This window comes from Acidobacteriota bacterium, from assembly GCA_009861545.1.
In the GTDB taxonomy this organism is placed as follows: Bacteria; Acidobacteriota; Vicinamibacteria; order Vicinamibacterales; family UBA8438; genus WTFV01.
In genome coordinates this window covers 22621-29336 of the sequence record VXME01000141.1, presented here as the reverse complement: position 1 = coordinate 29336, position 6716 = coordinate 22621, and the positions used below count along the sequence as shown (strand labels likewise).

The window sequence follows — 6716 nt, the reverse complement described above, 5'->3', positions numbered from 1 at the left end:
TCAACGCCAACGTCAACGCCCGCTTCGACGACCTGCAGGAAGACATCCGCGAGCTGCGTGCGCTGGTCATCGACGCCATCAAGGGCGCCGACACTGCCGACTGACCCGCGGCGGCTTCTACAGCGTGGGCCTTCCGCATCGTCGACGAATCCGGCGTGGCCTCTACCGTGCGCGTCGGTGCAATGGATCCGGGTTCAGCGCTCCCCGTGAGCACCACGCGAGCCGATCGCACCGCCAACCGCCGGACAAAGCACGCCCGCCGACATCATGAATCTCGGCTACGTCGTCGACGCCATCGAGGACCCCGACGAGCGCCTTGTCCTCCCCGCGGCGTCTGTTGGGCTCCAGAGAATTGAATCCCCCGCCCGTATCAACTCAATGTCGGCAGGGCGAGATTGTTTCGCTCATCCTCCGGAAATTGCGTTTTGTCCAGCTTTCCACCAGGAAAACTGCTTGTGACAATAGCGTCCGTGCAGTTATAGATTATGGCAAGTGTCGTGAATTCAGCGTCCTTCGGCCTGAGAGTGTTGCTAGTGTACTTCGTCAGCCGGCCGCCAATAAGATCGTTTGCCACTTCCCTGGACAAGACAGCGACCACGTCGTCATCGTCCGTAACGATGTTCTGTCCGGTCGTCGTTGGCTTCGCGTAACGATTCACCCGCGTGAAAATCATGCGCGCCTTCTTCGCATCGTATGGCACGAGAATGACGGTCACGTCCTCTTGAGCCAACTGAGCACACGGGCTAACGATGCTCGGAATATCGCAGCTCTTTTCGTCGCGGCTCGGCGCAGGCGGCGACGGCGCCCTTGATCGCGAGGTTGTCCGACTCGGTGGCCCCGGAGGTCCAGACGATCTCGCGCGGATCGGCGTTGATGAGGTCCGCGACGTGGACGCGCGCCTGCTCGACCGCCTCTTCGGCGTCCCGCCCGAAGCTGTGGAACCGCGACGCGGGGTTGCCGAACACGCCGTCCGGTCCAAGGTAGCGGGACATGACGGCGACAACGGCAGGATCGGTCGGGGTGGTCGCGGCGTAGTCGAGGTAGATGGGCGTCTTCACTGGGGCGCCACGCGGAACGGATCCGGCCGAGTCTCGTCAATGGGAATGATACCGTGCCCGGCCCTCGACCAGAAGAGAAAAAGGCGTTTCCCGAACACGCCGGCGACAGCACATGCGCTATCATCGGCCCTTGCGGATCGTCGTGGATACGAACGTCTTCGTCGCGGCTGTTTCAAGCCCGGCCGGTGCGAGCCGAGAGGTTCTGCGACGCTGCCTGCAGGGTCGATACGAGCCGCTGATGGGACAGGGGCTGTTCACGGAGTACGAGTCGGTGCTGTCGCGATCGGAATTGTTCATCCGTTCACCGGTCTCCGACGGGGAGCGCGATGCCCTGTGGGCGGCGATGGCCGCGTGCTGCCGATGGGTGCGCGTGTACTACCTGTGGCGGCCGAATCTGCCCGACGAGGCGGACAACCATGTGGTCGAGCTGGCCGTCGCCGGGAGTGCCGAGGCGATCGTCACCCACAACACGCGCGACTTCGAACGGACGGAACTGCACTTCCCCGAGTTGCGCGTCCTGACCCCGAGCAGCCTGATTGCGGAGACCTGACGCCATGTCGACACTCACCATCCGTCTGCCCGACGATACGCACGCGCGCATGAAGGCCCTTGCCCGTGGGCGAGCCATCAGCGTGAACAAGCTGATGGAGGAGCTCTGCACCATGGCGCTCACGCAGCACGACGCGGAGACGCGTTTCCGCGCGCTGGCTGCGCGGGGATCCGTAAAGGACGGACTGCGGGTTCTCGACAAGCTCGACGCGGGGTTCGACGGCGGGGATGGGCCGAAACGCCGAACCGGCGAGGCGCTTCGGGGCGCCGGAGATTGACATGGCAGGGCGCGAGTACCAGCGGGGAGAGGCCCCGGTGAGACGCAAGCTGCCGCTCGGCATCCAGACCTTCCGCAAGATCCGGGAGGAGAACTGCTACACGCGGTGTTCGCGCCCGAGCTTCCGGGACTCGACCGGGAGCGCATACGCGAGTGGTACAACGGATACAACTGGCGTGGGGGGGAGCGGGTCTACAACCCCTACGACATCCTGCTCTTCTTCAACACGCGGGACTTCAACCCACACTGGTTCGGCACCGCGACACCGCGCTTCCTGATCGAGGTGTTGCGCCGTCGCGGCATCCTCTCCGTGGACCTCGACGGCATGACGGCGGACGCCGACCTGCTCTCCGCGTTCGATGTCGAGGAGATGGCGCCCGAGGCGCTGCTGTTCCAGAGCGGATACCTGACGATCGTGGACGAAAGGGACGAGGGTGACGGACCCGTGTACTGCCTGGGGTACCCGAACCGCGAGGTACGGCAGAGCCTGAATCGTCAACTGCTGCGCGCGGTGACGCCGGCGCGGCGGGCGCTGTCGGGAGCACGCCTGCGGGAGTTGTTCGCGGCGAACGACTTCGCGGGGATCGAGGCGCTCTATCCGGTCGTGCTTCGACGCCATCCCCTACGAGTGGCACACCCGGAACGAGATCGCCCGCTACGAGGGGTACTACGCGAGCGTTCTCTACTCGCACCTGGCAGCGGCCGGGATGGAAGTGGCCGCCGAGGACAGCAGCAACCGGGGTCGGGTGGACCTGGCCGTGCGCTGCGGAGGGCAGGTGTACCTGTTCGAGTGCAAGGTGGCGGAGCAGGAGCCCTCCGGCGCCGCCCTCGCACAGCTCCGCGAGCGGGACTACGCGGCGACATACCGGGCCTCGGGCCGGCCCGTCCACCTCATCGGCGTCGAGTTCAGCCGGGAAACCCGCAACATCGTCGCCTTCGAGACCGCACCCGCCTGAGATCTTCACCGCATGGCAATTTCCCAGACTGGGCTTCTCCAAGCGGCCTCATCGCGCGTCGGTTGTCGTCACCGTAGCCCGATGAGCCCCCGCACGGACTCGGCCAGCGCCGGCGCGTCGTAGCCGACGCCTTCCTTGAAGACCAGGGTCACGTTGCGGATCTCCGCCTCCCGGCGCACGGGATCGCCGTCGATGACGACGAGGTCGGCCAGCTTGCCCGGCTCGATGGAGCCGAGCCGCTCGTCCTCGCCCAGCACGCGGGCGCCGTTCAGCGACATGATCTGAATCACCTGCTCGGGGCTGAACCCGGACTCGAGCAGCAGCTCGTAGTTGCGCTGGTCGCCGTAGCCGGGCAGCGCCCCGCCCATGCCGGTCGGGTCCACCCCGGCCGCGAGCAGTCCGCCCGCCTCGACGAACATCCGCTCGAACGCCTGCGCCTTTGGGAACAGCTCGGCCATGGGGGCGTCGTCGCGCGAGGCGACGTCGGCGCGCGACTGCAGGTACTCGTCGCGGGCGCCGGGGGCCAGCATGTCGAGGACCCGCTGCTCCAGCGGCGGCCGGTTGGGGATGGCGAGCTCGTAGACCGGCAGGGTGGAGGTCATCGCCACGCCCTGCTCGACCATCTCGCGGATGGTGGCCGCCACCTCCTCGCCCTCGAGGTCGACCTCCAGCAGGCTCCGCCGCACGTTGGGCGGGCAGACGCCGGGCTGCTTGCCGGCGACGTAGTCGCTGTTGGTGAAGAAGCCGTGCTCGATGTTGTCGATGCCCATGGCCACCGCCTCCCGGAACGAGACCGAGCAGAGGTGGCCGGTGACCCGCACGCCCCGCCGGTGCGCCTCGTCGATGGCGGCGGCCAGCTCGTCGTCGCCGATCCGCGTGTAGGCCTTGAACCAGTCGACCCCCTCGTCGGCCCAGTAGGCGACGACGCGGCGGGCATCCTCCGGCGTGCTGACCTGGAACATCTGCGACATGGCGCCGGCGCCCGACAGGTACGGCCCGGTGATGAACATCCGCGGGCCGATCTCCTGCCCCTCCTGGATCGACCGCTTCAGGTTGAGCTCGCTGTAGGGCGAGAAGGCGCCGGTGGTGCGGATGGTGGTCACGCCGCTGGCCAGGTACAGGCGCGGCGCGCTGAAGTTGAGCTGCACCCGCCGGCCGCGGGTCATGTAGAAGGTGTGGTCGTGCAGGCCGACGAAGCCGGGGACGACCGTGTGGCCGTCGAGGGCCAGGACGCGGGCGCCGCCGGGGATGTCGACCTCGGCGTCGGGACCGACCGCCGCGATCCGGCCGTCCCGGATCAGGATGGTCCGGCCGCTGGCCGCCGGACTGCCCGTGCCGTCCACCACTTGCACGCCGGTCAGGGCCACCACCGGCTCGCCGATCTCGACGAACTGGCGCACGGCGCCCGAGAGCGTGTCCGCCGGCTGCGCGGCGCACGGGAGGGCGGCGACGAGAACGGCGAGCGTGGCTATGAGAAGCCGCATCTTGTATTCCTCCATCTGCGTCGACGACCCTTCTGCGGGGCCGGCGACCCGACCTGTGTCCGACCGAAACCGCCTCCCGCGCCGTGCCCGATCGCGCTTCGGGATAATCAGCGGCTGCCGGCGGCGAACCGTCTCACCAAGCTCAACGCCGCCCCGGCGGCGGGCCGGCGGCGACGTCGAAGACCAGCTTCATCCCCGCTTCGAGGTGCTCGGCGATGTGGCAATGTAGCATCCAGCGTCCGGGGTTGGACAACTCCAGCAGCAGGTCGGCGGTCGATCCGGCCGGCACGAGCGTCGTGTCCTTCCAGACCAGGTTGTCGTTCGGCACGCCGTCGCGGCCGAGCACCAGGAACCGCTGGCCGTGGATGTGGATCGGGTGCTGCATGGCGTGGACCGCCTCGCGGTCGTTGCGCAGGCGGATCTTCACCACGTCGCCGCGCCTGAAGCGCCACTCGATGGCGTCGTTCTCCAGGCCGGTGTCCAGGTCGCGCAGGATCCAGCGCACGCGGTCGGCGGTGGTGACCCAGTTCATGCGCGGCATGGTGCCGCTCCACTCCACCGGGTTGAAGAACGCGCGGTCGAGGTTCAGCAGCGGCTCGAGCGGGTCCGGCAGGTCGCCGATCTCCAGCGTCAGCAGCAGCCGGTGGTCGACCGGCCGGTCGAACTCGTCGCGGTAGCGCTCGATGTCGGCCCCGACGTCGGGGTGGCTGCGCAGCTCGCGGAACCTGTCTCCGTGGTCCGGCGCGGCCGGCGTGTCGGTGACCGTGACCGTGCCGAGGGTGGCGTCGTCGGCGAAATAGTTCCCGTAGACGTGATCGATCGCCTGCACGCGGTTGGCGAACGGCACCTCGCCGGCCTCGTCGAAGCGCACCTCGACGATGTAGCGCTCGGCCGGCGCGATGACCACGCTGTCGACCCGCGTCTGCCGCTCGAACTTGCCCAGGTCGGACGCCACCAGCTTGATCGGGGCGCCGCCGAACGACACGTTGAACGTGCGGGTGTTCGAGACGTTGGTCAGGAAGAAGCGGACGACCTCGCCGCGGTCGACGGTCAGGCGGTAGTCCGGATCGCCGTTGACGAGCAGCAGGTTCCCGAAGCGGCCCATCATCGCGTGCGTGGCCCGGTCGCGGCCGAACGGCGCGAGGCCCGCCGCGTCGACGAGCAGGTCGTCGAGCATCAGCACCTGCTCGCGGTTGGCCGGACCGAAGTACGCCGGGTCGGCCGACTCCACCTGCAGGTTGCCGTACAGCCCCAGGTCCTGCTGGACGTCCTCCCGGTGATGCGGGTGGTACCAGTAGAGCCCGGCGTCCGGGAAGTGGATGCGGTACTGGAAGGTCTCGCCCGGCTCGATCGGATCCTGCGTCAGGCCGGGGACGCCGTCGAAACGGTTCTCGAGCCGGATGCCGTGCCAGTGGACGGCGGTCGGCAGGCTGAGCCGGTTGGTGACGTTCACCGTGATCGTGGCGTCCTGCGGCACGTGAATGAGCGGGCCCGGGTACTGCCCATTGAAGCCGTACATCGTGAGGGTGCGGCCGTCGATGGTGCGCTCGACGAGCCCCGCCTCCAGGTCGAGCGTGGCGCCGTCGCCGAGCCGGACGATCTCCCGCGGGCGCGCCGGTGGGAGCGGCTCCGCCGCCGATGGCAGGAACGGATCGGCCGGCGGGGTGAGGCGGCCGACGCCCGGCATCATCGCCACCGACGGGTGCATGGGCGGACGCCGCCACCCGCGGGCCGGCGGGGGGAGCGCGGCGCCGCCGACCATCCCGGTCAGCGCCAGCAGGTCCTCCGGCTCCATGCGCATGCCGGCCGAGGTGCCGCGCAGCACGATGCGGCCCTCCCACGCCGGCGCGTCCGGATCCGACTCGGCAGTGACCAGCACCAGGAACTTGTCCAGGTCGATCGGTCCGACCGCCGTGCGGCCGTTGGCTACCCGCCCCAGGTTCACGACGGGCCGCAGCCGCGGCGTCGTCGCCCAGGCCACGTAGCCGCTGTAGTCGCCGAGCCCCGCCGGGTCGGGCAGGCCGGCGAGCTGGAGGGCGAGGTCGAAGCGGTGATGGCCGTCGATGGTGACCGCGGCGCCGAACGGCGAATCGGACGGCGTCAGCTCGACGTAGCCCGACGCGCCGGGGAAGTCGGGCGCGTGGATCAGCTCGATGCAGTACAGGTCCGGGTCCGCTGCCGGCCCGCGCGGATCCAGCGCGGGACACTCGAGTGCGCCGTCGTCGGCCTGCCCGGCCGGCGCGACGGTCTGTCCCACCGTCGCCAGCGGCGCCAGAAGGCAGGCCACGAGAGTCGACGCCGTCACACCGGCCCCGGGCAGAGGAGAATCCATCGGGGATCAGTCTGACCCAATCGCGTCGCGCTGTCACTGGCGGGGGCTCCGTGTCCGTCC

6 protein-coding genes and 1 pseudogene are annotated in these 6716 nt (G+C 68.9%); 3 read left to right on the top strand and 4 right to left on the bottom strand.

Features of this window, described 5'->3' with window-relative positions:
• Positions 1-370: 370 nt before the first annotated feature.
• Complete coding sequence (locus tag F4X11_22145; protein MYN67696.1) at positions 371-979, bottom strand: hypothetical protein; 609 nt, start codon at positions 977-979, stop codon at positions 371-373.
• The gene (locus tag F4X11_22140) at positions 744-1058 is read right to left on the bottom strand and encodes an aminotransferase class V-fold PLP-dependent enzyme (protein MYN67695.1); all 315 of its coding nucleotides are present in this window, start codon (positions 1056-1058) and stop codon (positions 744-746) included. Before F4X11_22140 ends, F4X11_22145 begins: the two co-directional genes overlap by 236 nt.
• A gap of 112 nt (positions 1059-1170) precedes the next feature.
• On the opposite strand from F4X11_22140, the gene F4X11_22135 reads away from it, so the two are divergent.
• From F4X11_22135 to F4X11_22125, 3 genes and pseudogenes are all read left to right on the top strand, one after another.
• Positions 1171-1608 (top strand): putative toxin-antitoxin system toxin component, PIN family, encoded by a 438-nt coding sequence (locus F4X11_22135; protein ID MYN67694.1) that lies wholly within the window; start codon positions 1171-1173, stop codon positions 1606-1608.
• Positions 1609-1612: 4 nt separating this feature from the next.
• Positions 1613-1885, top strand: coding sequence for a toxin-antitoxin system HicB family antitoxin (locus tag F4X11_22130; protein MYN67693.1), 273 nt, complete (start codon positions 1613-1615; stop codon positions 1883-1885).
• A gap of 369 nt (positions 1886-2254) precedes the next feature.
• Positions 2255-2840, top strand: a pseudogene (locus tag F4X11_22125) (hypothetical protein).
• 68 nt (positions 2841-2908) lie between these two features.
• Here F4X11_22125 and F4X11_22120 read toward each other — a convergent pair.
• Together F4X11_22120 and F4X11_22115 are read right to left on the bottom strand one after the other, a co-directional pair.
• Positions 2909-4339 carry an amidohydrolase family protein gene (locus tag F4X11_22120; GenBank protein MYN67692.1) on the bottom strand — a complete coding sequence of 477 codons (1431 nt, stop codon included), beginning with the start codon at positions 4337-4339 and terminating at the stop codon, positions 2909-2911.
• Positions 4340-4466: 127 nt separating this feature from the next.
• The gene (locus F4X11_22115; protein MYN67691.1) at positions 4467-6656 is read right to left on the bottom strand and encodes a multicopper oxidase family protein; all 2190 of its coding nucleotides are present in this window, start codon (positions 6654-6656) and stop codon (positions 4467-4469) included.
• Positions 6657-6716: the final 60 nt, after the last annotated feature.

Excerpts from the sequence above, each read along its gene's own strand:
- F4X11_22120 (MYN67692.1), bottom strand. The coding sequence starts at position 4,339 with ATGGAGGAATACAAGATGCGGCTTCTCATAGCCACGCTCGCCGTTCTC.
- F4X11_22115 (MYN67691.1), bottom strand. The coding sequence starts at position 6,656 with ATGGATTCTCCTCTGCCCGGGGCCGGTGTGACGGCGTCGACTCTCGTG.
- F4X11_22135 (MYN67694.1), top strand. The coding sequence starts at position 1,171 with ATGCGCTATCATCGGCCCTTGCGGATCGTCGTGGATACGAACGTCTTC.
- F4X11_22130 (MYN67693.1), top strand. The coding sequence starts at position 1,613 with ATGTCGACACTCACCATCCGTCTGCCCGACGATACGCACGCGCGCATG.